The following is a 24,217-nucleotide window of genomic DNA, read 5'->3' as shown; positions in this document are numbered from 1 at the left end:
ACTATCTTAGTATAGAAATCAACTAGTTTTGAGGACTTTTTTAACAAGATCATAAGCTTCATCTATTGAGTCACATATACTTTCTTCATTAATTAAATCAGGAATAATATCTATTGATACAAGTTTATCTTTTGGTTGCTCTTGTAAAGCGGTTAATATAACTTCTACACCTTTCTTTTCTAGATCTAAAACTGCATTTTCTAAAGCATATAAACCAGACTGATCTATATAAGGTACACGATCCATTCTTATAATTAAAGCCTTGACTTCGTCTGGAATATTTTTAATTTCATTTTGAAAATGAGATGTAAACCCAAAGAATAAAGGACCATATAAATGCTTAATGTAAACTTTGTCTTTGTATTTATTGTAAAACTCCATTTCGTCTTGCCAAGGTTGCTCGCCATCAAAACCTGCAAGCGTACCAACTTCCATCCCTTCTTCACTAATATCACTAGCACGTTTCATAAACAATAAACAAGCTAATAATAATCCCATTCCTACAGCTTGTATTAAACTACCAAATGTAGTTACCAGTAATACCAAAATAAGCACAAAAGCATCTGCTCTTGGTACTGCTAATAAATGCTTTAAGCCTTTGGTATCTATGATTTTGAAACCAATAGGTATTAATAGACCAGCTAAGACTGAAAGCGGAATATAACCAGCTAGTTTTCCTAAACCTAGAAGCACTGCTAATAATACAAGCCCATGAATTGTACCAGATAGTCTTGTTCTACCTCCAGAATTAATGTTAACTACTGTGCCTTTGGTTGCTCCAGCTCCTGGGATACCACCAAAAATAGCTGCAATAGCATTACCTATACCTTGACCAATTAATTCTCTATTACTATTATGTTTAGTCTTAGTCATATTATCAGCAATGACTGAGGTTAGTAATGAATCTATAGAACCTAAAACAGCTAAAACAGTTGCATATTCTGCAATAAGTCTATACGCTCCAGAATCTACTGTAAGTATACCATCTATTTGCAAAGTTGGTAAACCAGAAGGTATTTCTCCAATGATAGGTACATCCCATTTTAAAAAATAGCCAACTATTGAGGCCACAATTAGAGCTACCAATGCACTAGGAATGACTTTTGTTATGTAAGGAAATATATAATAAATAAGCACTGTTAACCCACCTAAAGCCAATGCTTGCCAATTAAAATCAGTAAATAATCTTGGCAAATCTTGAATGACGAACCAAGTGGATTTAGCAGAATCTAGACCAACAAACGGAAAAATCTGAAGTATTATTATAATTAAACCAACACCACTCATAAATCCCGAAACTACAGGATAAGGAAAGTATTTTACATAGCTAGCTATGTTTAAAAAGCCAAAAATAATTTGAAATATACCTCCAAGTAAAAACGTAAGAATAATGATTGGCATAGCTGCTTCAAGGCTACCTGTAAGCTCAATAGCTGCTGCAACTAATGCTGCGGAAACCACTGTCATTGGACCAGTAGGACCACTAGCTTGTGTAGCAGTACCACCAAAAATGGCAGCAAATATACCAATAGCAATGGCGCCATATAAACCAGCTGTAGCTCCTAACCCAGATTGCACTCCAAAAGCTAAAGCTAAGGGCAAAGCTACTACTCCTGCTACTAATCCTCCTGTAAAATCTCCTTTAAGGTATTTAGAATTGTAATATTTAGAAATCATTAAATCTTGTTTTAATTGTATTCTTTAATAAAACAAAGATACAAACTGATGGCGTTAGTAATTTTACATTTATAAGTAATAATATTATGTAAGTATTAACAAATGATAATTACAATATAAAGTTTTATGATAAAGAATTTAGCAAAACAATAACATCTTAATATCTTAGTATGCTAACCAGAATAGACTTAAAAATCTTATTTTTGTTGAAAATGTAAATTCATGTTAAAAGCTGGTGTTTTAGGTGCTGGACATCTAGGTAAAATTCATCTTAGACTATTAAATCAATCTGATAAATATGACCTCATCGGATTCTATGATGCCGATGAAGCTAATGCTAAGCGTGTAGTAGAAGAATTCGGTTATACCTATTTTGATTCTATAGATGCTCTAATTAAAGCCGTTGATGTTGTTGATATTGTAACACCTACACTCTCTCACTACGATTGTGCTAAAAAAGCAATAGCACATCGCAAGCATATTTTCATTGAAAAACCGATAACAAATACCGTTGAAGAAGCAGAACATATTAGAGAGTTACTTTCTGAACATAATTTGAGAGGTCAAGTAGGACATGTAGAGCGATTTAATCCAGCATTTATTGCAGTAAAAGATAAAATTGAACAGCCAATGTTCATTGAAACACATCGATTGGCTGAGTTTAATCCAAGAGGTACAGATGTGCCTGTTGTTTTAGATTTAATGATACACGATATCGATATTATACTAAGCGTTGTAAAATCTAAAGTAAAAAAAGTATCTGCAAGTGGAGTCTCTGTAATTAGTGACACACCAGATATTGCTAATGCACGTATTGAGTTTGAAAACGGTTGCGTAGCTAATTTAACTGCGAGTCGTATATCTTTAAAAAACATGAGGAAATCTCGTTTTTTTCAAAAAGATGCTTACATCTCAGTTGATTTCCTTGAAAAAAATTGTGAAGTCGTAAAAATGAAAGATGCTCCAGAAAATCCAGGAGATTTTGATATGATTTTGCAAAATGCCGAAGGCATAAAAAAGCAAATTTATTTTGACAATCCTGAGATAGAAAATAATAACGCTATTTTGGATGAGTTAGAAACCTTTGCTAATGCCATTAATACTAATAAAACTCCAATTGTAACTTTGCATGATGGTACTGAAGCATTGCGAGTTGCCACAATGATTATCAATCAATTTAAATAATAGTACATTATGAAAAATGTTGCAGTAATTGGTGCTGGAACCATGGGAAATGGTATAGCTCACACTTTTGCACAATCTGGTTTTAAAGTAAAGCTCATAGATATTAGTGAAGATGCTTTAAAAAAAGGAATAGCAACCATTACCAAAAATCTGGATAGAATGGTTTCTAAAGAAAAAATTACTGAAGTTCTTAAACAGGAAACCTTAGGTAATATTTCTACATATACAAGCATAAATGATGGTGTGCAAAATGTTAGTCTAGTTGTTGAGGCTGCTACTGAAAACATTAATTTAAAGTTGAAAATATTTAAGCAACTAGATGAAGTCTGTGACAAAGAAACCATTTTAGCAACCAACACATCATCTATATCTATAACTCAGATTGCTGCAGAAACTTCCAGACCAGATATGGTCATAGGCATGCACTTTATGAATCCTGTGCCAATTATGAAATTGGTAGAAATTATTAGAGGATACAATACAAGTGATGACGTTACTAACACCATCATGGAACTGTCAAAAGTTTTAAGTAAAATTCCTGTTGAAGTTAACGATTATCCAGGATTTGTAGCCAATAGAATTTTAATGCCAATGTTAAATGAATCAATTGAAACTCTCTACAATGGTGTTGCAGGAGTTAGTGAAATAGATACAGTAATGAAACTCGGGATGGCGCATCCAATGGGACCACTACAACTAGCGGATTTTATAGGCCTCGATGTTTGTTTATCGATACTCAATGTTATGTATGAAGGCTTTAAAAATCCTAAATATGCACCTTGTCCATTACTCGTTAATATGGTAAGAGCAGGCAAATTAGGCGTTAAATCTGGTGAAGGTTTTTATGATTATTCAGAAAGTAGAAAAGCGGAAAAAGTTGCGAAACAGTTTGTTTAGATAACTATCATTTATTGATTTTTTTTGATGATTAAAACTAAAACTTATAGTTTATCAAATAAGCACTATGCAAAGATTGTATTAATGACAAGATTTAGAAAGTCTTGGTGGATATATCTTTTGTTAATACTTGTCGCTATTTTAAATCTTAATAAATTCAAAACAGATAGTTTTTCTTCATTTATAGTAATTTTTGGATTTTGCTATCCATTATTTATTACTGTGTATCTTTATTTTTGGTCATTAAGTAATAATAGTCTTAACAAACCAATACATATGTCTTTTGATAATTCTGTGCTTATTATTGAATCAGAAGGTACAGAATCTAAAATTCCAATTTCTAATATCCAAAAGGTTATTAATTATAAGCAATTTTGGTTATTATATATCTCAAAAGGTCAGTTTATTAATGTAAATAAAGATATCTTTTTTAAAACAGAAGATTATAAAAACTTCACCAGCTTAATTAATGCTACTAACTAATTATGGCAAAAATAATTCCATTTAAAGCAGTAAGACCTACTCGTAGTAAAGTAGGTTTGGTCGCTTCTAGATCATACGATAGTTATACTCTAGATGAGCGAGACTCTCGTATGAGTTATAATCCTTACTCCTTTTTACATATTATTAATCCAGGATTTAAATACGATCAAAAGCTTACAGGAGAAGAACGCTATCGTTTAGTGAGAAATCGGTATCTAGAATTCAAGGAAGATGAAGTGTTTATACAAGACGATAAACCATCATTTTATGTCTATAGAATTGAAGATCGTTTTGACCAAGTATTTAATGGTATCATCGCAGCCTCTAGTGCTCTAGACTATGAAAAAGATATCATAAAAAAACACGAAGATACCCTAGAAAAAAAAGAAAAACTCTTTAAAACCTATCTCAAAACTGTAGGCTTTAATGCAGAACCAGTACTCCTCACTTATCCAGATAATGCTGTAATAAAAGACATCATTATTGAAACTCAAGACGCATTTCCTGAATATGAGTTTACAATGACCTATAGAGATACGCATTACTTATGGAAAATAGAAGATGAAACTAAAATACAAGCCATACAGAAAGAGTTTGAGACTATCAATACTATTTATATAGCAGATGGTCATCATCGCTCAGCATCATCTTATCTAATGTCTAAAGATGATTTAGCAAATGAGAAAAAATCGTATAATTTTTTCATGAGTTACTTAATTCCTGAATCTGATTTAAGAATACACGAGTTTAATCGCTTAATTAAAGATTTAAATGGTTTAACTAAAGAAGAGTTTTTAATTCAATTAGATAGTATTTTTAGAATTGAGAATCGTGGCGAATTGCCTTATCACCCAAGTAAAGCACATCATTTTAGTATGTATTTAGATGGTGAGTTTTATTCTCTGTATTTGCGTAAAACCATATATAAATTTGAAAATGAGTTAGAAAAGTTAGATGCACAGGTGCTTTACAAAACTATATTGAAACCAATCCTTGGTATTGATGATTTACGTAACGATGAACGTATTAAATATATTCATAGCAGGAATGAAGCAGTAACGCTTAAAACTGAAATAGATAGTGGTAATTTTAAAATAGGATTTGGCATGGTCTCTGCAACCATACACCAAATGAAAGCCATCGCTGACGCTGGCCTTAAAATGCCACCGAAAAGTACATATATAGAACCTAAGCTACGAAGTGGATTAACGATTTATGAGTATTAAATGATAAAAGATAATCTTCAGCATATAAAATCTCAGCTTCCAGAGCATGTAACTTTAGTTGCAGTTTCTAAAACCAAACCTGCTTCAGATATTATTAAAGCTTATGACGCTAGACAACTTGTTTTTGGTGAGAATAAAATTCAGGAAATGGTTGAGAAGTATGAGCAACTTCCTAAGGATATTCAATGGCATATGATTGGTCATGTGCAACGCAATAAGGTGAAATACATGGCGTCTTTTGTGAGCTTAATTCATGGTGTAGATAATTTTAAGCTCCTAAAAGAAATTAATAAGCAAGCCAAAAAGCACAATAGAACCATTGATTGTTTACTTCAAATAAAAATAGCTTCAGAAGATTCTAAATTTGGCATGAGTAAAGATGATGCTGAAACTATTTTATCATCAGAGGAATTTTCAGTATTACAAAATGTCAAGGTTGTTGGCCTCATGGGAATGGCAACGTTTACTGATAATCAAAGTCAGGTTAAAGAAGAATTCATATTTCTAACAAACACTTTTAACAAGTTAAAAACACTGAAAACTAAAAACTGTAATCTGGAGACTATATCCATGGGAATGAGTGGTGATTACCAATTAGCTATAAAATGTGGCAGCAATATGATACGTGTTGGAAGTAGTATTTTTGGAGCTAGAAACTATAACTAAAAAGCGAGATTTTATCTCTAAAATCTCGCCTTTACTAAACTAACTTAATCCGGATAATTATCGCATCCACTAGAATTACTTTGAGGGTTAGTACATGCATAACATATTGCAATATCACCATTGCCCCAACCAGATGGATTGTAACCACGTAAACATATCTGAGTACCAACATGACCTGGAGTATCTGTATCAAAATTCTCCCAACCGCCAACACCAAGTGTTCCATAATATTCTAAATCGTATTCCACATCCCAAGCGCCATCAGGAATGGTAAATGTTTCCTGATCCTCATCAGTTATAGTGTTCCAACCAGAATCGTAATTCACCTCCTCACCTGCTTCATTGTAGGTATACCATATGCGGATCCTCATGTTTCTAACTTCAAAGTCATTATAAACTTTAATAGGCTTATTGTCAAAGTCAGTTCTTCCACATTCTGTAGCCGTATATGATTCTGAATAGCCCATTTTTGCTAAAGAGTTATCTTTTAAATATCTAATAGTATATGAAATTGGTACTCCAGGATTATTTCTGCTGTATAAAGCATTTTCGCCAGTAATAATATCATTAAGTACTCCTGGACTAATATCCTCCTCATCATCATAAACCAAGTTTACAGAACTCGCAGCAACTTCAGCATTTCCTCCTAAGGTCAAAATTTTAATAGAAGATGTTTTTAATACATCACTCAATTCTGAATCTATTGTAGCATCAATGTCCACACCAGCTGCATACTCTAAAGCTGCGTCCAAGGAGGCATTAGTTTCATCGTAGGTAGTTTCCATACGAAGCATAATAATACGTCCATAAGATACTGAGCTGACATAAGCTGGTGGTCTTTCATTATCAATAAGACTCTGTACTTGTTCTAATGAAACATCATTTCCAAAAACAGAAGCCACACTTGCTGGGTTATCCATAGTTACATCGTAAAAAACTTGCTTAAACACCATAGTAGCAACACGTGTTTCTGAAGTAGAATCGAATTGTAGTTGTGAGGCAACACTATTATCTGCCCAAGCTAAGTTTAAGCCTACATCCAAGCCTAATTGAACAGAAGAGTACAAGGTTGCGGAATCGTAAGTAGAGCCAGCATCATTAACATAGCCTTCACCATCAGGATACTGTCCGTTGTTTTCGTTCCACCACTCCAATGCATTATCGAGCTTAGCACCAAATTCTGCATTAGAAGCAGGATTATCAACTACAATAGTACCTTGATCACCAATGCCTGGTAAATCTAACCTTAACGTGGCAGGACCTCTATTTATGGACAAAGGTGTTGGTGTCCCAAAAACCATCTGCTCGTCTCCAATAACCAAAGCTCCAGGATAAACGCTAGAAAGGTTTGGTCTTAATATGGCTATGTTTTCAAAGTTTGAATACAAATCATAGTCCGTTGTCGTGCAAGTTAAAACCTGACCTTCTAAAGGAGGGTTAGTATTAGTTTGTGGAACTCCTGGTACACGAAGACTCGGCTCTAAACCTGTATCTTGCTCATTTAATAAATCTTGCTGATTGTAATCTAAGCCCATGATATATTCTGCTATACTTTGCGCATCAGGGTTTATGTTTGGAACATTTTCTATTTCTTCCTTACTGCAGCTTACAAAAGCTATAAGAACTAAGGCTATAATTTGATAATATTTATTTGTTTTCATGATATTCTTTGATTTTGTTATTAATCCCATTGTTTTAGTGTTGTACTTAAAGCTTGATTAAGAAATACAGTTCCTGATGCTGTATTATCTAAATTTTCTACATCGCCATTTCGCCATTTATAACTATTTCCATTACTGTCTCTTACACCTATTGTTCCTGATGCATACATGCCTATGAAGCTTTCTGAAGTTGTAGGTGTACTAGACCCTTTAAGTACAAAGTGAGTGAACTCATCGTTATGCTCTGGCAGTGTATTTCCTAAATCAAAATAAGCACCACCTGCATCATCTTGAGACAACTTGACTTTACTTGAATTCACATTATTAATCCATGAATAGTATTTAAAAGCAAACACATAACTGTTAGAAGGAATTGAATTGCCATTATCGTTTGCTATAGTTCTGTTTCCAGTGTAATTTTCAACTGAGCTGCCAGAAAACATTTGGCTGTCACTAGCACCACTTTTAGAAGTGTCCATTACATAGTTAGCTAAATCATTATACTCACTTTCTTTGATCATAACCCAATCACCATCATTGGCGTTTTCGTAAGCTGCACGAGAGTCTCCATTTAAAAAAGCCCAAATATCATCTACGTCATTAATGTTTACAACAACAGAAAAAGTTTCAGTTTCTGTACCATTACTTGCCGTTATTTCAGCTTCGAAAAATTCATTGGTTTCATAATCAAATGCAAGCCAATCGCCAACTGCAAGTTGATCATTAACAATAATTAAGGATTGAGATACTGTTTGAGATGAAATGGTATAACTAATATTTCCATCTAAACTAGACATAAGTTCTGTTAAAAAAGTGCCAGAGCTTGGGTATTCATCAACAGCAATGGTTATATCACTGTCAGAATCTTGATCGTCTTCACTATCATTACTACAACTATAATTAAATAGTATTAATAAGACAAGGAGAACCTTGATTAGGGAATTTGTTTTCATAATAACTAATTTTGTGGTTAATGTTTTTGTAGTGAGCTTAAATTGGATAGTCTGCAGCCTATTCCAAATTAAGACACCACAAAATGTGTTTATCGACTTAACGATGACCCAAAACTATCTAGTAGTGAAGTCTAATTCTAATTTTTGGCATGGACAAAGTATGGACAAGCTTACAAAAACATGGACAAAAAAGTGATCTGGCTAGTAAAATTAAAACATGCTAACATCTGTTTATCAAGTATTTAAAAAAATATTAATCAAAAATCACATAGATTTTATCCGGACAAGGTTAAATTTGAAATTCATATACCATTGTATAGTCAGCATTTATTTCTTTAAGTTTACACAATCTAATTTCTGGAAAAATCACTTAAAATTCTCACTATGAAAACCATCTTTTCAATACTTTTTACGTTATCATTTTTATTTAATTATGGTCAAGCAATTAATAAAAAAACCTCTGCTAAGATTGACAGTATTTTACAAATAGTTAATTCCCAGAAAGGAAATGAACTTCTTAAATCTTATGAAGAATTAAGTAAGCTATATATAGGTAATAAGCCGGAAGTTGCCATTAAATATATTGACTCGCTATTTAATGCGTCAATAAGTAGCGATAATCTAAAGTATTCTACCAAAGCTGAAATAATGCGTGCCTTTTATCTCATGGAAAAAGCTGAACTTAAAAAAGCTGAAGACTTATACATTAAACATATTCCTGTATTAGACAGTCTTAATTTAGGGGCAGATGTTGCCAGCGCATATAGTATGCTTGGTGTTACTCAAATGCAAATAGGAAACTTTGATAGTGCTTTAGATTCTCAATTAAAAGCATTAAGAAAGGCGCAAAGTTTAGAATACTCAGATAATAAATTATCAGGATTTTATTTGAACTTAGCAGGTGTTTATATGCATGTTGGCAATAATGACTTAGCCATAGACTATTTAGAACAAGCAGAGACAACATACGTAAACTCTAAAAATCAACCTGGATTAATGCGCGTAAAGGCTAACATAGCCATGCTTCAATTAAGAAAAAAAGATTATCAAAAAGCCATAGACAAATACAAAGAATCTGCAGCCTATTTTAAAGAAGTAAATGACACCCATTCCTTAGCAAGAATGTATAATTTTATTGGTCAAGCTTATAAGCGCGCTTTAGACTTTAATAATGCAAAAATATGGTATAATAATGCTTTAAAGATCACGAAGGAAAACAATTGGCCTAAAATATCAGCACTAGCTTATAGGGATTTAGGGAGAGTAGCTGGTCTAGAAAAAAATGACAAACAAGCACTGTACTATTATCAGAAATCATTAGAGGTTAATAAGAAGGCCAAGAGTAAAAGGGGAGTATTAGATGATTACAGTTTAATTTCTAAATACTATGTTAGAAATAATGATTATAAAAGTGCTTATGAAAATCAAAGACAATTTGGCATTGTCAAAGACTCGATTTTTGGAAAAGAAAATATGGATAAAATAAACGAGCTTCATTTACAATTTGAAACTGAGAAAAAAGAAGCAGCTTTAGCCTTACAAGAAGAAGAAATTAAAACCTTAAACGTACAAGCTGAAAATGATAGACTAACCAAAACGCTCTATGGCATAGGTATGTTTTCGTTTTTAGCCATTGCAGGACTCCTCTATTTTGGATTTAAGCAACGTATTAAAAAGAACAAAATAGAACAGGAAAAACAAGAGGAAATCTACAAACAAGAAATTGCTTTTAAAAAGAAGGAGTTAGCCAGTCAGACTTTACACCTAGTGCAAAAAAGTACATTTATCCAAGAGCTTAAAGAGAACTTAGAAAAAATTAAAAAATCACCAGAATTATTTAAGGTAGAGTTTAGGCGATTGGTCATGTTATTAAAAAAGGAAAGTGCCGAAGACAAAGATTGGGAAGTTTTTAAAAGTTACTTCTCTGAAGTTCATAACAACTTTGATCATAAGATAAAATCAATAGCTGGAGATATTTCTGAAAAAGAAATGCGTTTGGCTTCGTTCTTAAAAATGAATTTAACTACCAAGGAAATTGCTTCCATGCTTAATGTATTGCCAGATAGTGTTTTAAAATCTAAATATAGACTTAAGAAAAAGTTAGGATTAAACAAAGAAACAGATCTTACAGAATATTTGAGCTCATTGTAATAAGTGGTATCTTTGCAGTGTGAATTTAGAACTGCCAAAAAATAAACAATTAATTCTTTTTGATGGTGTCTGTAACCTCTGTAATAGTTCTGTAATCTATGTTATTAAACACGATAAAAAAGATTTATTTAGGTTTGCACCTTTACAGTCTAAAGTTGGGAAAGCAGTTATAGCAAAATACAATATCGATACTTCTAAAACAGATTCCATACTACTCTATTCTGAGGAATTTGGTTTAAAAATTAAATCGTCTGCAGCCATTGCTATTGTATCAAAATTAGGTTTTCCAAGAAATTTAATAGTCATATTTAGAATACTGCCTACTTTTATTAGAAACTGGTTTTACGACTTTATAGCCAAAAATAGATATAAGTGGTATGGCAAAAAAGATGCCTGTATGATTCCTACTCCTGAGTTGAAAAATAAATTTTTAGCATAAAAAAACTCCAGACTAGCATCTGGAGTTTTCTTCAAAATTTAACAACTAACTTAAAAACTAATTTAACCTAACAAAATTTTAATGTTTTCAAATCTTATTGAGGGAATGATCTGATTAATAGCACATTATTTTGTTACTGTAAATGTATATAATGCTCTAATTACTAAACTAAAATATCGTTATAAAGCCAAAAAAAATTGTTTAAAAAAATAGAATTGTAAAAATCTTCTACAAGATGCAGCATTTTTATTTCGCTCAATCAAAACATCATTTCACTCATCTAAAACACCGATTCCCTAAACGGTTATTTTTTTAAGACTAACGGTATACTATCTTTATCCTATTGATAAATTGGTTTAGTCAATTGGTTGATTTTTTTATTATCAATACACTTAAAAACCTCAAAGCAATGCAGTTTAGCTCGAGCCTTATTTCGGTTAGTAAGGAACGAATCGAGTTCTTAACTATTAAAAGTCTAATTAATAGTTAAGCATCTTTAAGATAGAATTGATGCTACGCTTTGAGGTTTTTCTTATTTTTAAGGACATGAAGAACCACCTCAAAATACTTTGTGTTCTTATAATAATTTGTGCCTGTAAGCAACACAAACAAGAACATACTAAAATTGTTAATGAAAAAAACGATACTCTAAAACCTAAAAACATTTTAGCTAAACTTGCTACACCAAAAATTAGTAAAGAACGATTGCTCGGTAAAATTGATTATAAAAATGATTCTTTATTTGTTTTAGTAGAATCAAAATATGTATCCAAGCCATTATATCTAAATACAGTTTGTTTTGATAGTTTTAAACTCATGTTCAATGCTGCCAAAAACGATGGTATCGATTTAAAAATTATCTCAGGAGCAAGGAACTTCAACTATCAAAAGCGTATTTGGGAAAGAAAATGGCAAACATTTTCAAATTTAAATCCAAAAGAACGTTCTCAAAAAATATTAGAGTATAGTGCTATGCCTTCTACTTCAAGGCATCATTGGGGAACAGACATAGATATTAACAGTCTAAGTAGCAGCTACTTTAATTCAGGTAAAGGTGCAATAGAATATAACTGGCTTTCTAAAAATGCTAATCGTTTTGGATTTTATCAAGTTTATACCTCAAAAGAAAGCGGAAGAACTGGATACAATGAAGAACAATGGCATTGGTCTTACTTACCAATTGCATCTCAGTATTTAGATGACTACAATGCAATAATAACTGTAAATGACATAATTGGATTTAATGGCGCTGAAACTGCTGAGAGTTTAAACATTATTAGTGACTACGTTAATGGAATATCTAATGAAGCTCAATATTATAATAGAGACTAAAAGATTTCTAAACTCCCTTTACCTTCTCTTATTACTTCTGGAACATCCTTTGATAAATCTATAACAGTTGAGGCTTCATTATCGCCATAACCACCATCGATGACCATGTCAACTAGCTTATCCCATTTTTCTAAAATAAGCTCTGGGTCTGTTGTATATTCAATAATCTCATCGTCATCGTGTATAGATGTTGAAACTATTGGATTACCAAGTGCATCAACGATATCTAAAGCAATAGCATTATCTGGCACTCTAATACCAACTGTTTTTCTCTTTTTAAAAGGATTAGGCAAAGTCTTAGCGCCAGGTAAAATAAACGTATAAGGTCCAGGCAAGGCACGCTTTAAGATTTTAAACGTAGTCGTATCTATTTGTTTTACATAATCACTGAGATTACTTAAATCTTTACATATAAAAGAGAAATTAGACTTTTCTAACTTTACGCCTTTTATTTTAGCAACACGCTCTAAAGCTTTAATATTAGTAATATCACATCCTAAACCGTAAACTGTATCTGTTGGGTAAATAATTAAGCCACCAGATTTAAGCACATCTACTACTTTCTTAATTTCCTTAGGGTTGGGATTTTCCTTGTAAATTTTTAATAATTGTGCCATAAAACGCTTAATGAATTAAAATAACTAAGACATAATTAAGAACTAAACTTTACTAAAATCGGTTTCCACCTCCTGGAGGTCTTCCTTGTCCACCATGCATTTCTCCTCTTCTATTTTGACTATTTGCTTCTTGTTTTGGAGGCACTAATTCTTTTCTTATCTTATTTTGATATTTAGTCCATTTATTAAATTGTTTATCATTTAGTATGGCCTTTAATTGATTATTTAGTTCTTCTTCTTCTTTTAAAACTTCCATTCTCACTATATCAATTTTATCCTTACTTAACTCCACATAATTTCTTATGGGATCACCTTTTTTAGCCTTATGTTCCCTAAAATCTTCATTATTTCGGTTTTGACGATTATTCATTTGACGGCCTCCTCTATTTGATCGCTGTCTTGAATCCATTATTAATGTATTCATAAATATATTTATACTATCAAAGTTTTGAGAGTTTAATAAACTAAGTTCATCCATTCGTTTATTATAGGTTACAATTGTTCTAATTACCTTTAACTCTAAATCTTTGTCTTTTTTAATTTTTATTTTTTGGACTGCTTCTTTTACGTCATAAGAAAATACTCCAGCCAATTTGAACGCATCAAACTCTGGTATTTCATTTTGTTGTTGACTACGATTCATTTGACCACCTGGTGGTCCACCACCATTTCTACCACCTTGTCCACCTGGTTGAGCGTAAGAAAAATTAAAAATTAATAGTCCTGTAATTAATATTAGATATTTCATAACATTTGTGTTTAATTGTACAGAACTTTAGATACGTTTTACATTAAAAACTCTCGCAAATTATCTTTTTTAACTACAGCTTAACATTGATCTTCTGTAAATAAATTCAATACATTAACCAATAACTTCAAGTTTAGCAAAACGAAGTAACAACTTTTTCTTACCTCCATTTTCAAAATTAATTTCTGCTTTAATATCTGCACCTTTACCTTCAATACTTAATACTTCGCCTTTACCAAAACGCTGATGATTTACAAAATTCCCTACGGTAAGTTTACTATCAAAAAGATTAGTTGCAGCCGAAGAACTTGAGATTTTCTTTAAATTTTTAGGCGTGCTAATTTTAAATGTCTCTGCACGTTTCTCAGCGGTTTTCCGTTTTGGTGATCGTTGTGTAGGCTTTTTAAATCTAATCTTATTTGGCTCAACGTCTCCAAAAATAGAGGCGTCTAACATAGGATTAAAACGACGCTCTTCTATTGGTGTAATATTATCTAAATATTGCTCGTCTATTTCTTCAATAAAACGACTTGGTTCGGCATCTATTAATTTTCCCCAACGATACCTAGATAAAGTATATGTAAGATAGGCCTGTTTCTCTGCTCTAGTTAAGGCTACGTAAAACAAACGTCGTTCTTCCTCTAATTCGCTTCGTGTATTCATACTCATAGCGCTTGGAAACAAATCTTCTTCCATACCAACAATAAACACATAAGGAAACTCCAAACCTTTTGCTAAGTGAATGGTCATTAAAGCAACATGATTAGGATCGCCTTTATCAGCGTCTAAATCTGTTGCTAGTGCAACGTCTTTTAAAAATTCTGGTAATGATCCTGTTGCATCTGCAAGCTCTTTTTGACCTTCAACAAAATCTTTAATACCGTTAAGTAATTCTTCAATGTTCTCTAAGCGTGTAATACCTTCAGGTGTTCCATCTTTATTGAATTCTCTTATGAGTCCTGAAGCTTTAGTTACGTGTTCTGCCAATTCAAAAGCATTAGCATTTTTATTCATAACCTGGAAGCTCTCAATCATGGTTACAAAATCTTGAAGCTTTCCTTTTGTGCCAGAATTGATTTTAATTTCAATCTTATCTATATGTTTCATCACTTCAAAAATGGAGCGATCATATCCATTTGCAGCAACAATGAGCTTATCTACTGTGGTTTGTCCTATACCTCTTCCTGGAAAATTAATAACCCGTTTTAGAGCTTCTTCATCAGCGGGATTTATAATTAATCTCAAATACGATAATACGTCTTTAATCTCTTTGCGTTGATAAAACGATAATCCACCATAAATTCTGTAAGGAATATCTCGTTTACGCAAAGCATCTTCTATAGCTCTAGATTGAGCATTGGTTCTATATAATACTGCAAAATCACTGTTAGGTAATTGATTATGCATCTTATTTTCAAAAATGGTACTCGCAACAAAACGGCCTTCATCACCATCTGTTAATGATCTATGCACTTTTATTTTAGCACCTTCTTCATTAGCTGTCCAAACTATCTTATCTAGTTTAGTCTGGTTTTTATCAATTATAGAGTTAGCAGCATTTACAATGTTTTTAGTAGAACGATAATTCTGCTCTAAACGAAAGACTTTGACATCATCATAATCTCGCTGAAAATTGAGAATATTATTAATATTTGCACCTCTAAACGCATAGATACTTTGAGCGTCGTCACCAACAACACAAATATTCTGAAACCTATCTGATAAAGCTCTAACAATTAAATATTGAGAATGATTGGTATCCTGATACTCATCCACTAAAATATATTTAAAACGATGTTGATATTTAGCCAATACATCTGGAAAGCGCGTTAACAATTCATTAGTTTTTAATAATAAATCATCAAAATCCATAGCTCCTGCTTTAAAACAACGGTCTACATAATTTTTATAAATATTGCCAATTTGTGGTCTACGAGCAGTAGTATCAGCTTCAATTAGTTCAGGATTGTTAAAATACGCCTTAACAGTGATTAGACTATTCTTATATGATGAAATACGAGAACGCACTTGCTTATATTTATAAATATCTTTATCAAGATTCATTTCCTTAATTATTGAAGAAATAAGGCGATCAGAATCTTGAGTATCATATATGGTAAAATTGCTTGGATAGCCTAATCGGTCAGATTCTATTCGTAAAATTTTTGCAAATACGGAATGAAACGTTCCCATCCATAAATTCTTTGCTTCACTCTCACCTACAATTTTGGCAATACGACCTTTCATTTCACGTGCTGCCTTATTGGTGAAAGTTAATGATAGTATATTAAACGGATCAACACCCTGACTCATTAAATAAGCAATCCTGTAAGTGAGCACACGTGTTTTACCAGATCCTGCACCAGCAATAACGATCATTGGACCATCCTTTTGCAAAGTTGGTGCTAGTTGTGCTTCATTTAATTGACTTAAATATGTATCCAAATCTTATGAAATTAATAAGTCTTAAAAATAACCATTACACTTGGTTTATATGGCAATACAACCAATAAATTATAAACACTTATCAACGCTTTTTTTAAGTTGAATTTTAATTATCTTTAGCTTCAAAACGTACACTATGAAATACTTTATTTTCTTTTTTTGTTTAGGGACATTTTTCACGTTCTCGCAATCTAGTTTAGAACAAGATATTACAGATATAGAAGATAAGTTAATTGAATGGCGACGAGATTTTCATCAAAATCCAGAATTATCTAATCAGGAATTCAAAACTGCTGAGAAAATTGCAAAACACCTAGAATCTCTTGGTTTAGAAGTTGAAACAGGTGTTGCTATTACAGGAGTAGTTGGTTTATTAAAAGGAGACTTACCTGGAAAAGTAGTAGCATTAAGAGCAGATATAGATGCGCTTCCTGTAACTGAAGAGAGTGATTTACCATTTAAATCTACAGTAAAAACAACGTTTTTAGGTACAGAAACTGGTGTTGCACATGCATGCGGACATGATGGACATACAGCAATTTTAATGGCTGTTGCAGAAGTTCTGTCTAAACACAAAGACAAAATAAAAGGTACTGTAAAATTTATTTTTCAACCTGCTGAAGAAGGAGCACCTCCTGGTGAAGAAGGTGGAGCAAAATTAATGATTAAAGAAGGCGTATTAGAAAATCCTAAAGTAGATGTAATATTTGGTTTGCATTTACGATCTATGGTTGAAGTTGGCGAAATTCATTACAAACCTGGAGGAGCTATGGCTGCTGTAGAACGCTTTGTAGTAAACATAAAAGGCAAACAAACTCATGGTGCTGCACCATGGTTTGGTGTTGATCCAATACTCATCTCTGCAAAAATTATTGAAGGTTTTCAGACTATAATAAGTCGTGAATCAAAACTTATCAATGAAGCAGCTGTAATTTCCGTCGGAAAAATATCAAGTGGAGTTCGATTTAATATCATACCAGAAACTGCAGAACTTATTGGAACCATTCGTACTTTAGATCCAGATATGAAAGCGTTGATTAATAAGCGTATGACTGAAATGACAGAAACTATTGCTAAAGCTTATGGTGGTGAGGCAACTATTTCGTTTGAAGATCAAACAGCTATCGTATTTAATGATCATGCATTGGTCAACCAAATGTTGCCTAGTTTAAAAGAAGCAGCAAGTGATGATAAAGTAATACAAATTAAAGCAGAAACCATAGGTGAAGATTTCTCATATTTTCAAGAAGAAGTTCCTGGATTTTATTTTTACCTCGGCGGAATGACTAAAGGCAATACAAAAGCTAATGCTCATCATACGCCAAGTTTCTTTATTGATGAAAGTGGTCTTCTACTTGGAGTTAAAGCCTTTACTCAATTAACTTTAGATTTTTTAAACCATTAATTTATGGATTCTGTATTAGAATATTTAGGAAAGATTCCTTGGTGGCTTTGGGTTATAATTATAATCATATTAGTCGCTGTAAAAGATGTACTTTTTCAAAAAACCAGTACTATAAAACATAACTTTCCAGTTGTTGGTCACTTACGTTATTTATTAGAAAGTATTGGTCCAGAAATGCGTCAGTACTTTGTGGCTAATAACAGAGAAGAGCTTCCTTTTAATCGGATAGAGCGTGGTTGGATTTATGCTTCTGCTAAACAAGAAAATAATTACGAAGGTTTTGGTACTGATAGAGATATCTATGCACATCAGCATATTTTTATCAATAACGCCATGATGCCTTATAAGCTTAAAAAAGAGCATCCTAACACCTCTGATATGTCCTTTGTGCCTTGTGCAAAGGTTATGGGAGCATTTAATAATAGAAGGCGTCCATATAGGCCAGCTTCTATTATTAATATCTCAGCAATGAGTTTTGGGTCTTTATCTGCTAAAGCTATAGAGTCTTTAAATAAAGGTGTTAAAATAGCTGGAGCATACCACAATACTGGTGAAGGAGGTTTATCGCCTTACCATAGTCATGGTGGTGATGTGGTTTTTCATTTTGGTACAGGTTATTTTGGAGTACGTTCTGAAGATGGTGGATTCTCTATGGAAAAAATGATTAAGCTCGTTGAAAATAATCCCTTTGTAAGAGCTATAGAAGTTAAACTATCACAAGGTGCAAAACCAGGAAAAGGTGGTGTTTTACCAGGAAAAAAAATAACTAAAGAGATTGCTGAAATCAGAGGTGTTGAAATTGGTAAAACCGTTTTATCTCCACCTAACCACAAGGCTTTTTCTTCTGTGCCAGAATTGGTAGATTTTATTGAATCTATTGCTGAGGCTACAGGTTTACCTGTTGGTATTAAAGCTGCAATAGGCAAATTAGAGCAATGGAAAGAGCTCGCAGATATTATGGTAAAAACCAATAGAGGTCCAGATTTTATCGCTATAGATGGTGGCGAAGGCGGAACAGGCGCTGCTCCTCCAAGTTTTGCAGACCATGTGTCTTTACCTTGGATTTATGGATTTAGTGATATTTACAGACTATTCCAAAGTAAAGGATTAACTGAGCGCATTGTATTTGTTGGTAGTGGTAAATTGGGTTTCCCTGCTAAAGCTGCTATGGCTTTTGCTATGGGAGTTGATGTTATTAATGTAGCACGAGAAGCTATGATGAGTATTGGTTGTATTCAAGCTCAAATATGCCATACTAACCGTTGTCCTGCTGGTATTGCCACACAGAGCAAATGGTTACAAAACGGAATTAATATACCTCTTAAATCTGAACGTTTAGCGCAATATTTTAAAACTTTCAAAAAAGAACTCATAGAAATTACACATGCTGCTGGTTATGAACATCCTTGCCAATTTAATATGAGTGATGTAGAAATGAATGTAGATGATCATCATCTAACTAAGAATTTTGACAAAACATTTAATTACAAAAAAACTCCTGTAGAATTTAAAGGCATGCAACATTTAAAAGATTGTGATTATCTTGGCGGAAAAAAGAAGAACTAATTTTTATGGAACAACAACTCATCAATCTTTTAATGTATACCATTCCTGCATTAGTTACTGGAGCTATTGCTTACATGTTTTTTAAAGAACACGTACAGAATGAAAATAACAGACGTAACTTTTTAATTACAAAAGATTTACAAAAAGAAGGATTCCCAATTCGTTTACAGGCCTATGAACGAATGACTCTATTTCTGGAGCGAATAAAACCTTCAAAACTATTAACTAGAGTAAGTCCAACATCTTCTGATAAAGAAAGTTATGAGTCTCTACTTATAGCAACTATTGAACAAGAATTAGAGCATAATTTATCCCAACAAATTTATGTAAGTGATCAATGTTGGAGTATTATCATGGCAGCAAAAAATGCAACTATTCAGCTCATTAGAAAAGGAAGCATGCTAGAAAAAACAACAACTGCAGATAAACTTAGAGAAGTCATTTTAACCGAGATGATGGAGAAACAATCACCAAGTAATGCTGCACTATCTTTTATAAAACAAGAAATTAGCGAGTTTTGGTAAGTTACTTTAGACCCTTTAAAATAAACTCTAAATCTTTATTAGCATTATTATTCTTGGTATAAGCATCTGTATAAAATTTTGGAGATATTGCTAAACCAAGATTAATAGATTCTTTAATCGTTTCTATATACTCTAGAGATACTTTACCAGTGAGCAACAATCCAAGATCATTATCATTTTGTGCATATTTAAAAACCTTTTTTAAACCAGAAAGGTAAAGATGATCTTTTGTAAAGCCTCCTCCTCTATGCACACGCAAGGTTACTGAATAGGCCTTATCTCTATTGAGTTTGTATTGATTATGCAATAAATCAAAGGTGTCAGAAAAACTATAACCTTTATGTAAACTGTCTACAGCTATGGTTCTAAATGCTAATTCTTTTAAGCGCTGTAAGGTTAGACAACCAGACATAAACTCTGAGTAGACAGCTAATCCTTCTTGTGTTTCTACATTATTAGGAAACCCGTTTGAAAACACCTTTAAAGGTTGGCTTAGTCCATTAAACGTTGTGACCATGTGTACACCTATTTCATGATTGGCAAGTACCTTTAACTGATTCTTACTGTATTTATGGTTTTTACGTAATACCAAAGTTTGGGTGTTATTTAAAACCATTGCAGCAGCAGAAATATGTGTTGACAATTTTAGATTATACTTAAAATCATAACGTATACTAAACTCTTCAAAGTAAGCTTTAGCTTCATGCACATTATACAATGGCAGCATGTCTTCATTAAAATCTTCGTCATCAAATCGCAAAATAAATTTTGCGTTATCAATATCCTTCTCAGTTGGTGTTCCAAAACTTTTAAGACTGTTATAATAGAATTTTCTGCCTTGACCAATAGTTTCAATACACTCTATTAAACCAGAATAGCCATAGATAATATCTTCATACAACTGTCTAATAGATTCATTTTCAATACGCTCTAAACGTTGCGAATAGAACAACCTATGCAGTTTGTAGCCATTGAAATTAACTTTCGGATATTTAAAAATGGGCTCGTAATTATATTTAGATGAAAAGAATTTTTTCTTTTCATTCTCAATATTAAGAGGATTTATATACCGAAGTAATTCAATATTCTTAACTAACCGATTAAGGTTGGCATCAATATCAAATAAACTTTGGTATTCGTCTGTGGCCGAAATTTGAGGCATTTAGCTTTTGTGTTTTTGATAAAAATTATAAGCGTGTTCCGGAAGTTTATAGCGCAATTGTTGCTCAACAGCTGCAACGACTTCAGGATAATTAACGTAAGAATATTCATCACAATATACTTTCGCAATTTCAGTTGCCAAAACTAAGGTATTCTTGAAGTTATTAGTAATAAATTTTAGGAAATAACCATTACCTTGAAAGGTGTCATTGATTTTGGAAGTAGATTTTATACTATGAGAAAATGTAATCTCTGATAAGCTTTGTCGCCATAATTCAATGTCTTTTCCAAAACGCTCATTATCTACATTTGATGTTCCTAAATTCCAAGTTGGCACTTCCCTATCCCAACGCTTCCAATTGTAACTGTGCATGTCATAAACTACACAAACACCAAACTTACTTTCAATTTTATTAATTAAAGCATGTACTACCTTATAAAAGTTAGTGTGTTTGTCTAAACTTTTCTGCTTCATTTCTTGGGGAAGTGGATTATGCCATAACTGCTTTCCCCAAGCCGTTTCAAAAACAGCATCTTCAGGAGCACGATTTAAGTCGTACTCAAAGCGAGAATCTAAGCCAGCAATAACTATAGGATGTGAAGCAATCATATTTTTGGTTTCAGGATCTTCTTCGTACCAACGTTCATATTCGGTATGTATACAGTTATCCCAAAGCTCTTCCCTAAACTGATGTCCATCATGCACAGCACCACAAACGTAATGCACATAGGTATCGATCTTTAAAGTGAATGAATAATCTTCAGAAACGGCATGAAATGTTTCCTCAGCTTCTATCTTTGATATAATTTCATCTATGCTAAGTCTTTCCATAGTATTAATTTAATATCTTTTTTAAGTATGCATACATAAATTGTTCTACGCTATCAAATTCGCCATCTGCAAAAAACAACACTTTTATATCTACAAAGAGCATGGTTAAATCATCAGCAGAATAATGGTGAGCTTTTAATCCAGATATGATTTTCTGAATACTTTGGTAATCATTATCAGCATCAAACTCGTCATGGATTTTCTGAAAGGTTTGCATGTCTACTTTGGATATAATGACATTACGCTCATGATTATCTTCATCTAAATTTGAATGCGATGCATAAAGCAATATGTATGCAATGAGTTCGTCTTTTGTCCAATTAGTTTCTGATTCCATATTACTTCGTTAATGTTCCATATTCTGTCCAAGAGCCATCATAAACACTAAGTTTTTCATAACCTGCTATTTCTGCTGCTAAAGCTAGAATACAAGCTGTAATGCCAGAGCCACATGAAAACACTAATGATTTATCATTACTTTCAAAAGTATCAAAAATAGTTTTTAATTCAGCCTTAGGTTTTAGACAATTTCCATCTAGTAATTGAGTGAATGGCAAATTTTTAGAGTTTCGTATTGTTCCACTTCTTAAGCCATCGCGAGGCTCAGGCACCTTACATTCAAAACGGTCCTGAGATCGTGCATCTAATATTAAAACATTGGGATTATCAGTTAATTCTTTGATATCCTTATAAAAGCACATCTTGTCATTATCATACTTTACAGATAAATCACTTACTAAATGCGCTCTAGTATCTGAAGATGATACTACTTTAAACCCTCTTGCCTTCCATTCTGGTAGTCCACCATCTAAAACATAAACATTACTAAAGCCAAATATTTTGAATAACCACCAAACTCTAGGACTCCAATACAAACCTTTATCATCATAGACCACAACTAAGGAATTATTATTAATTCCTAGCTTTTGAGCTTCATGTTGAAATTGCTCAAGCGATGGCATGGTATTAGGGAATTTTCCAGATACATCACTAAATTTACCTTTGATATCTAAAGGAATTGAGCTTGGTATATATTCCGATAGAGATTCTGGAACATTACTTTTTACACTAGCATCTAGTAAAACTAAATTTTCAAGGTGTAAATTTTTATGCAACCAATTACAACTAACAATAGGCGAAGATTTAAGCCCATTATTAAGCATCTTGTACTGTTTTTCGTAAACGTGTACGTCTATCAAAGGCCTGTAACTTATCTACAACTTTACTCTCAAGGAAGTCTATTACTTTTTCTTCTACTTTTATCTTTGGTTTGTATACTTTATTAATATAGGTGATGCCTCCAGGAGACATAACATTGACTTCAACAAGTTTGCCACCAATGACATCAATACCTACAAAATAGAGTCCATCATTAACTAATTTCGGACCAATTTGTTTACAAAGTGCTTTCTCAGCTTTGCTTAAGGCATGTTTTTGAACACTTCCACCAGCAGAGACATTAGATCTATGATCGTCTTTACCTGGAACGCGTTTCATGGCACCTACAGGCTCTCCATTAAGCAATAAAATTCTAACATCACCTTCATCTGCACCTTCAATATAATCTTGAAGAATAACATAATTTGATCCTCCATCACCACTTGTAACATAGAAATCCAATAATGAATTAATATTGTTCATTGCCGATTTTTCAATAAGAATTACGCCTGAACCTCCAAAACCATTCAATGGTTTAATAATCATCTTGTCAGATTTTGACTCTCTAATTTGTTGAATTAAATAATCCTTATTTTTTGATACATGTGTATTAGGAATAATATTACTATGTGCATCTCCAAAGGCTGCTGTGTATAATTTATTGTTAGCTTCTCGCATGCCTTGCAAGGAATTTACTATAAACACATCATCTTTAACAGAATCTAAGAAGTTAAGCATTATAGGATCTAACGGCGGATTTGCTCTAAAGAAAATCGCATCAAATCCAGCTAATGGTAACATTTCTTCTCTTAGCTCTGCTTTGTTATAAAATGCCTTTAAAGAGCCTGGAACTTTTTCCATTCTGCCAATAACTGTGCAGAATGCACTCGTTACACTATCTCTAATGGTTAAGTTTGCTGGTGTACACATCGCAACACCATGACCTCGTTTGGCACATTCCTTAATTAAAGCTAAGCTTGTATCATTTTCGGCATCAATCTGTTCCCAAGGATACATTATAAAGCAAACATTCATATCTCTTAATTTTAGTCCGTTATATTAACTTAAAAATACTAAACTTTTGTTATAAT

At 32.7% G+C, this 24,217-nt stretch carries 22 protein-coding genes; 11 read left to right on the top strand and 11 right to left on the bottom strand.

Going from position 1 to position 24,217, the window contains the following annotated elements; all coding sequences use genetic code 11:
• Positions 1 to 18: 18 nt before the first annotated feature.
• On the bottom strand, positions 19 to 1,677 hold the full coding sequence (locus tag RM697_RS09230; protein ID WP_311427595.1) for a SulP family inorganic anion transporter: 1,659 nt from the start codon (positions 1,675 to 1,677) through the stop codon (positions 19 to 21).
• A 222-nt stretch (positions 1,678 to 1,899) separates the two neighbouring features.
• On the opposite strand from RM697_RS09230, the gene RM697_RS09225 reads away from it, so the two are divergent.
• The 5 genes from RM697_RS09225 to RM697_RS09205 all read left to right on the top strand — a co-directional run bounded on the left by RM697_RS09225 (position 1,900) and on the right by RM697_RS09205 (position 6,134).
• The gene (locus RM697_RS09225) at positions 1,900 to 2,862 is read left to right on the top strand and encodes a Gfo/Idh/MocA family protein (RefSeq protein WP_311427594.1); all 963 of its coding nucleotides are present in this window, start codon (positions 1,900 to 1,902) and stop codon (positions 2,860 to 2,862) included.
• A gap of 9 nt (positions 2,863 to 2,871) precedes the next feature.
• A complete protein-coding gene (locus tag RM697_RS09220) occupies positions 2,872 to 3,759 on the top strand; it encodes a 3-hydroxybutyryl-CoA dehydrogenase (RefSeq protein ID WP_311427593.1) in 888 nt (295 codons plus the stop codon).
• 84 nt (positions 3,760 to 3,843) lie between these two features.
• Positions 3,844 to 4,242, top strand: a complete 399-nt coding sequence (locus tag RM697_RS09215) for a YcxB family protein (RefSeq protein WP_311427592.1) — start codon at positions 3,844 to 3,846, stop codon at positions 4,240 to 4,242.
• Positions 4,243 to 4,244: 2 nt separating this feature from the next.
• Positions 4,245 to 5,468 carry a DUF1015 domain-containing protein gene (locus RM697_RS09210; protein WP_311427591.1) on the top strand — a complete coding sequence of 408 codons (1,224 nt, stop codon included), beginning with the start codon at positions 4,245 to 4,247 and terminating at the stop codon, positions 5,466 to 5,468.
• Positions 5,469 to 6,134, top strand: coding sequence for a YggS family pyridoxal phosphate-dependent enzyme (locus RM697_RS09205; RefSeq protein WP_311427590.1), 666 nt, complete (start codon positions 5,469 to 5,471; stop codon positions 6,132 to 6,134). It begins immediately after the preceding gene.
• A 44-nt stretch (positions 6,135 to 6,178) separates the two neighbouring features.
• Here RM697_RS09205 and RM697_RS09200 read toward each other — a convergent pair whose 3' ends face one another.
• Together RM697_RS09200 and RM697_RS09195 are read right to left on the bottom strand one after the other, a co-directional pair.
• Entirely contained in the window at positions 6,179 to 7,795 is a 1,617-nt protein-coding gene (locus tag RM697_RS09200) for a thiol-activated cytolysin family protein (RefSeq protein ID WP_311427589.1), read from the bottom strand.
• A 20-nt stretch (positions 7,796 to 7,815) separates the two neighbouring features.
• Positions 7,816 to 8,748 carry a hypothetical protein gene (locus tag RM697_RS09195; RefSeq protein WP_311427588.1) on the bottom strand — a complete coding sequence of 311 codons (933 nt, stop codon included), beginning with the start codon at positions 8,746 to 8,748 and terminating at the stop codon, positions 7,816 to 7,818.
• Between the two features lie 384 nt (positions 8,749 to 9,132).
• Between RM697_RS09195 and RM697_RS09190 the strand changes: the two genes are divergently transcribed.
• The 3 genes from RM697_RS09190 to RM697_RS09180 all read left to right on the top strand — a co-directional run bounded on the left by RM697_RS09190 (position 9,133) and on the right by RM697_RS09180 (position 12,670).
• Positions 9,133 to 10,899, top strand: a complete 1,767-nt coding sequence (locus RM697_RS09190; protein WP_311427587.1) for a tetratricopeptide repeat protein — start codon at positions 9,133 to 9,135, stop codon at positions 10,897 to 10,899.
• A 19-nt stretch (positions 10,900 to 10,918) separates the two neighbouring features.
• Positions 10,919 to 11,338 carry a thiol-disulfide oxidoreductase DCC family protein gene (locus tag RM697_RS09185; RefSeq protein ID WP_311427586.1) on the top strand — a complete coding sequence of 140 codons (420 nt, stop codon included), beginning with the start codon at positions 10,919 to 10,921 and terminating at the stop codon, positions 11,336 to 11,338.
• 546 nt (positions 11,339 to 11,884) lie between these two features.
• The gene (locus RM697_RS09180) at positions 11,885 to 12,670 is read left to right on the top strand and encodes a M15 family metallopeptidase (RefSeq protein ID WP_311427585.1); all 786 of its coding nucleotides are present in this window, start codon (positions 11,885 to 11,887) and stop codon (positions 12,668 to 12,670) included.
• Here the strand turns inward: RM697_RS09180 and RM697_RS09175 are convergent.
• From RM697_RS09175 to RM697_RS09165, 3 genes are all read right to left on the bottom strand, one after another.
• Entirely contained in the window at positions 12,667 to 13,287 is a 621-nt protein-coding gene (locus tag RM697_RS09175; protein WP_311427584.1) for an L-threonylcarbamoyladenylate synthase, read from the bottom strand. The genes RM697_RS09180 and RM697_RS09175 overlap by 4 nt on opposite strands.
• Before the next feature lie 52 nt (positions 13,288 to 13,339).
• Positions 13,340 to 14,035 (bottom strand): hypothetical protein, encoded by a 696-nt coding sequence (locus RM697_RS09170; RefSeq protein ID WP_311427583.1) that lies wholly within the window; start codon positions 14,033 to 14,035, stop codon positions 13,340 to 13,342.
• A gap of 114 nt (positions 14,036 to 14,149) precedes the next feature.
• Positions 14,150 to 16,480, bottom strand: coding sequence for an ATP-dependent helicase (locus RM697_RS09165; protein ID WP_311427582.1), 2,331 nt, complete (start codon positions 16,478 to 16,480; stop codon positions 14,150 to 14,152).
• Positions 16,481 to 16,616: 136 nt separating this feature from the next.
• Here RM697_RS09165 and RM697_RS09160 point away from each other — a divergent pair, with 136 nt between their 5' ends.
• From RM697_RS09160 to RM697_RS09150, 3 genes are read left to right on the top strand one after another with little or no spacing between them, the layout of a single operon-like run.
• Positions 16,617 to 17,885 (top strand): amidohydrolase, encoded by a 1,269-nt coding sequence (locus RM697_RS09160; protein WP_311427581.1) that lies wholly within the window; start codon positions 16,617 to 16,619, stop codon positions 17,883 to 17,885.
• Between the two features lie 3 nt (positions 17,886 to 17,888).
• Positions 17,889 to 19,451: an FMN-binding glutamate synthase family protein gene (locus RM697_RS09155; RefSeq protein WP_311427580.1), complete on the top strand. Its 1,563-nt coding sequence runs from the start codon at positions 17,889 to 17,891 to the stop codon at positions 19,449 to 19,451.
• A 5-nt stretch (positions 19,452 to 19,456) separates the two neighbouring features.
• Positions 19,457 to 19,975, top strand: coding sequence for a DUF7935 family protein (locus tag RM697_RS09150; RefSeq protein ID WP_311427579.1), 519 nt, complete (start codon positions 19,457 to 19,459; stop codon positions 19,973 to 19,975).
• A 1-nt stretch (position 19,976) separates the two neighbouring features.
• Here RM697_RS09150 and RM697_RS09145 read toward each other — a convergent pair whose 3' ends face one another.
• Genes RM697_RS09145 through gshB form a run of 5 tightly spaced genes read right to left on the bottom strand, consistent with a single transcriptional unit; the run spans position 19,977 to position 24,161 of the window.
• Positions 19,977 to 21,137 (bottom strand): peptidase MATCAP family protein, encoded by a 1,161-nt coding sequence (locus RM697_RS09145; protein ID WP_311427578.1) that lies wholly within the window; start codon positions 21,135 to 21,137, stop codon positions 19,977 to 19,979.
• Complete coding sequence (locus RM697_RS09140) at positions 21,138 to 21,968, bottom strand: N-formylglutamate amidohydrolase (protein WP_311427577.1); 831 nt, start codon at positions 21,966 to 21,968, stop codon at positions 21,138 to 21,140.
• A 4-nt stretch (positions 21,969 to 21,972) separates the two neighbouring features.
• Positions 21,973 to 22,305: a hypothetical protein gene (locus RM697_RS09135; RefSeq protein WP_311427576.1), complete on the bottom strand. Its 333-nt coding sequence runs from the start codon at positions 22,303 to 22,305 to the stop codon at positions 21,973 to 21,975.
• Position 22,306: 1 nt separating this feature from the next.
• Entirely contained in the window at positions 22,307 to 23,131 is an 825-nt protein-coding gene (locus tag RM697_RS09130) for a sulfurtransferase (RefSeq protein WP_311427575.1), read from the bottom strand.
• Positions 23,124 to 24,161 (bottom strand): glutathione synthase, encoded by a 1,038-nt coding sequence (gene gshB / locus RM697_RS09125; protein WP_311427574.1) that lies wholly within the window; start codon positions 24,159 to 24,161, stop codon positions 23,124 to 23,126. Before gshB ends, RM697_RS09130 begins: the two co-directional genes overlap by 8 nt.
• Positions 24,162 to 24,217: the final 56 nt, after the last annotated feature.

This window comes from Microcosmobacter mediterraneus (assembly GCF_031846265.1).
GTDB lineage: Bacteria > Bacteroidota > Bacteroidia > Flavobacteriales > Flavobacteriaceae > Microcosmobacter > Microcosmobacter mediterraneus.
Note: the sequence above shows the minus strand (reverse complement) of the source record. Positions and strands in the feature narration are given on the sequence as shown.

Bases quoted from the DNA above. Each gene is read 5' to 3' on its own strand.
- RM697_RS09230 (WP_311427595.1), bottom strand. From the start codon at position 1,677: ATGATTTCTAAATATTACAATTCTAAATACCTTAAAGGAGATTTTACA.
- RM697_RS09180 (WP_311427585.1), top strand. From the start codon at position 11,885: ATGAAGAACCACCTCAAAATACTTTGTGTTCTTATAATAATTTGTGCC.
- RM697_RS09210 (WP_311427591.1), top strand. From the start codon at position 4,245: ATGGCAAAAATAATTCCATTTAAAGCAGTAAGACCTACTCGTAGTAAA.
- RM697_RS09170 (WP_311427583.1), bottom strand. From the start codon at position 14,035: ATGAAATATCTAATATTAATTACAGGACTATTAATTTTTAATTTTTCT.
- RM697_RS09130 (WP_311427575.1), bottom strand. From the start codon at position 23,131: ATGCTTAATAATGGGCTTAAATCTTCGCCTATTGTTAGTTGTAATTGG.
- RM697_RS09155 (WP_311427580.1), top strand. From the start codon at position 17,889: ATGGATTCTGTATTAGAATATTTAGGAAAGATTCCTTGGTGGCTTTGG.
- RM697_RS09220 (WP_311427593.1), top strand. From the start codon at position 2,872: ATGAAAAATGTTGCAGTAATTGGTGCTGGAACCATGGGAAATGGTATA.
- RM697_RS09135 (WP_311427576.1), bottom strand. From the start codon at position 22,305: ATGGAATCAGAAACTAATTGGACAAAAGACGAACTCATTGCATACATA.
- RM697_RS09150 (WP_311427579.1), top strand. From the start codon at position 19,457: ATGGAACAACAACTCATCAATCTTTTAATGTATACCATTCCTGCATTA.
- RM697_RS09205 (WP_311427590.1), top strand. From the start codon at position 5,469: ATGATAAAAGATAATCTTCAGCATATAAAATCTCAGCTTCCAGAGCAT.
- RM697_RS09190 (WP_311427587.1), top strand. From the start codon at position 9,133: ATGAAAACCATCTTTTCAATACTTTTTACGTTATCATTTTTATTTAAT.
- RM697_RS09225 (WP_311427594.1), top strand. From the start codon at position 1,900: ATGTTAAAAGCTGGTGTTTTAGGTGCTGGACATCTAGGTAAAATTCAT.
- RM697_RS09140 (WP_311427577.1), bottom strand. From the start codon at position 21,968: ATGGAAAGACTTAGCATAGATGAAATTATATCAAAGATAGAAGCTGAG.
- RM697_RS09200 (WP_311427589.1), bottom strand. From the start codon at position 7,795: ATGAAAACAAATAAATATTATCAAATTATAGCCTTAGTTCTTATAGCT.
- gshB (WP_311427574.1), bottom strand. From the start codon at position 24,161: ATGAATGTTTGCTTTATAATGTATCCTTGGGAACAGATTGATGCCGAA.
- RM697_RS09215 (WP_311427592.1), top strand. From the start codon at position 3,844: ATGACAAGATTTAGAAAGTCTTGGTGGATATATCTTTTGTTAATACTT.
- RM697_RS09160 (WP_311427581.1), top strand. From the start codon at position 16,617: ATGAAATACTTTATTTTCTTTTTTTGTTTAGGGACATTTTTCACGTTC.
- RM697_RS09195 (WP_311427588.1), bottom strand. From the start codon at position 8,748: ATGAAAACAAATTCCCTAATCAAGGTTCTCCTTGTCTTATTAATACTA.
- RM697_RS09175 (WP_311427584.1), bottom strand. From the start codon at position 13,287: ATGGCACAATTATTAAAAATTTACAAGGAAAATCCCAACCCTAAGGAA.
- RM697_RS09145 (WP_311427578.1), bottom strand. From the start codon at position 21,137: ATGCCTCAAATTTCGGCCACAGACGAATACCAAAGTTTATTTGATATT.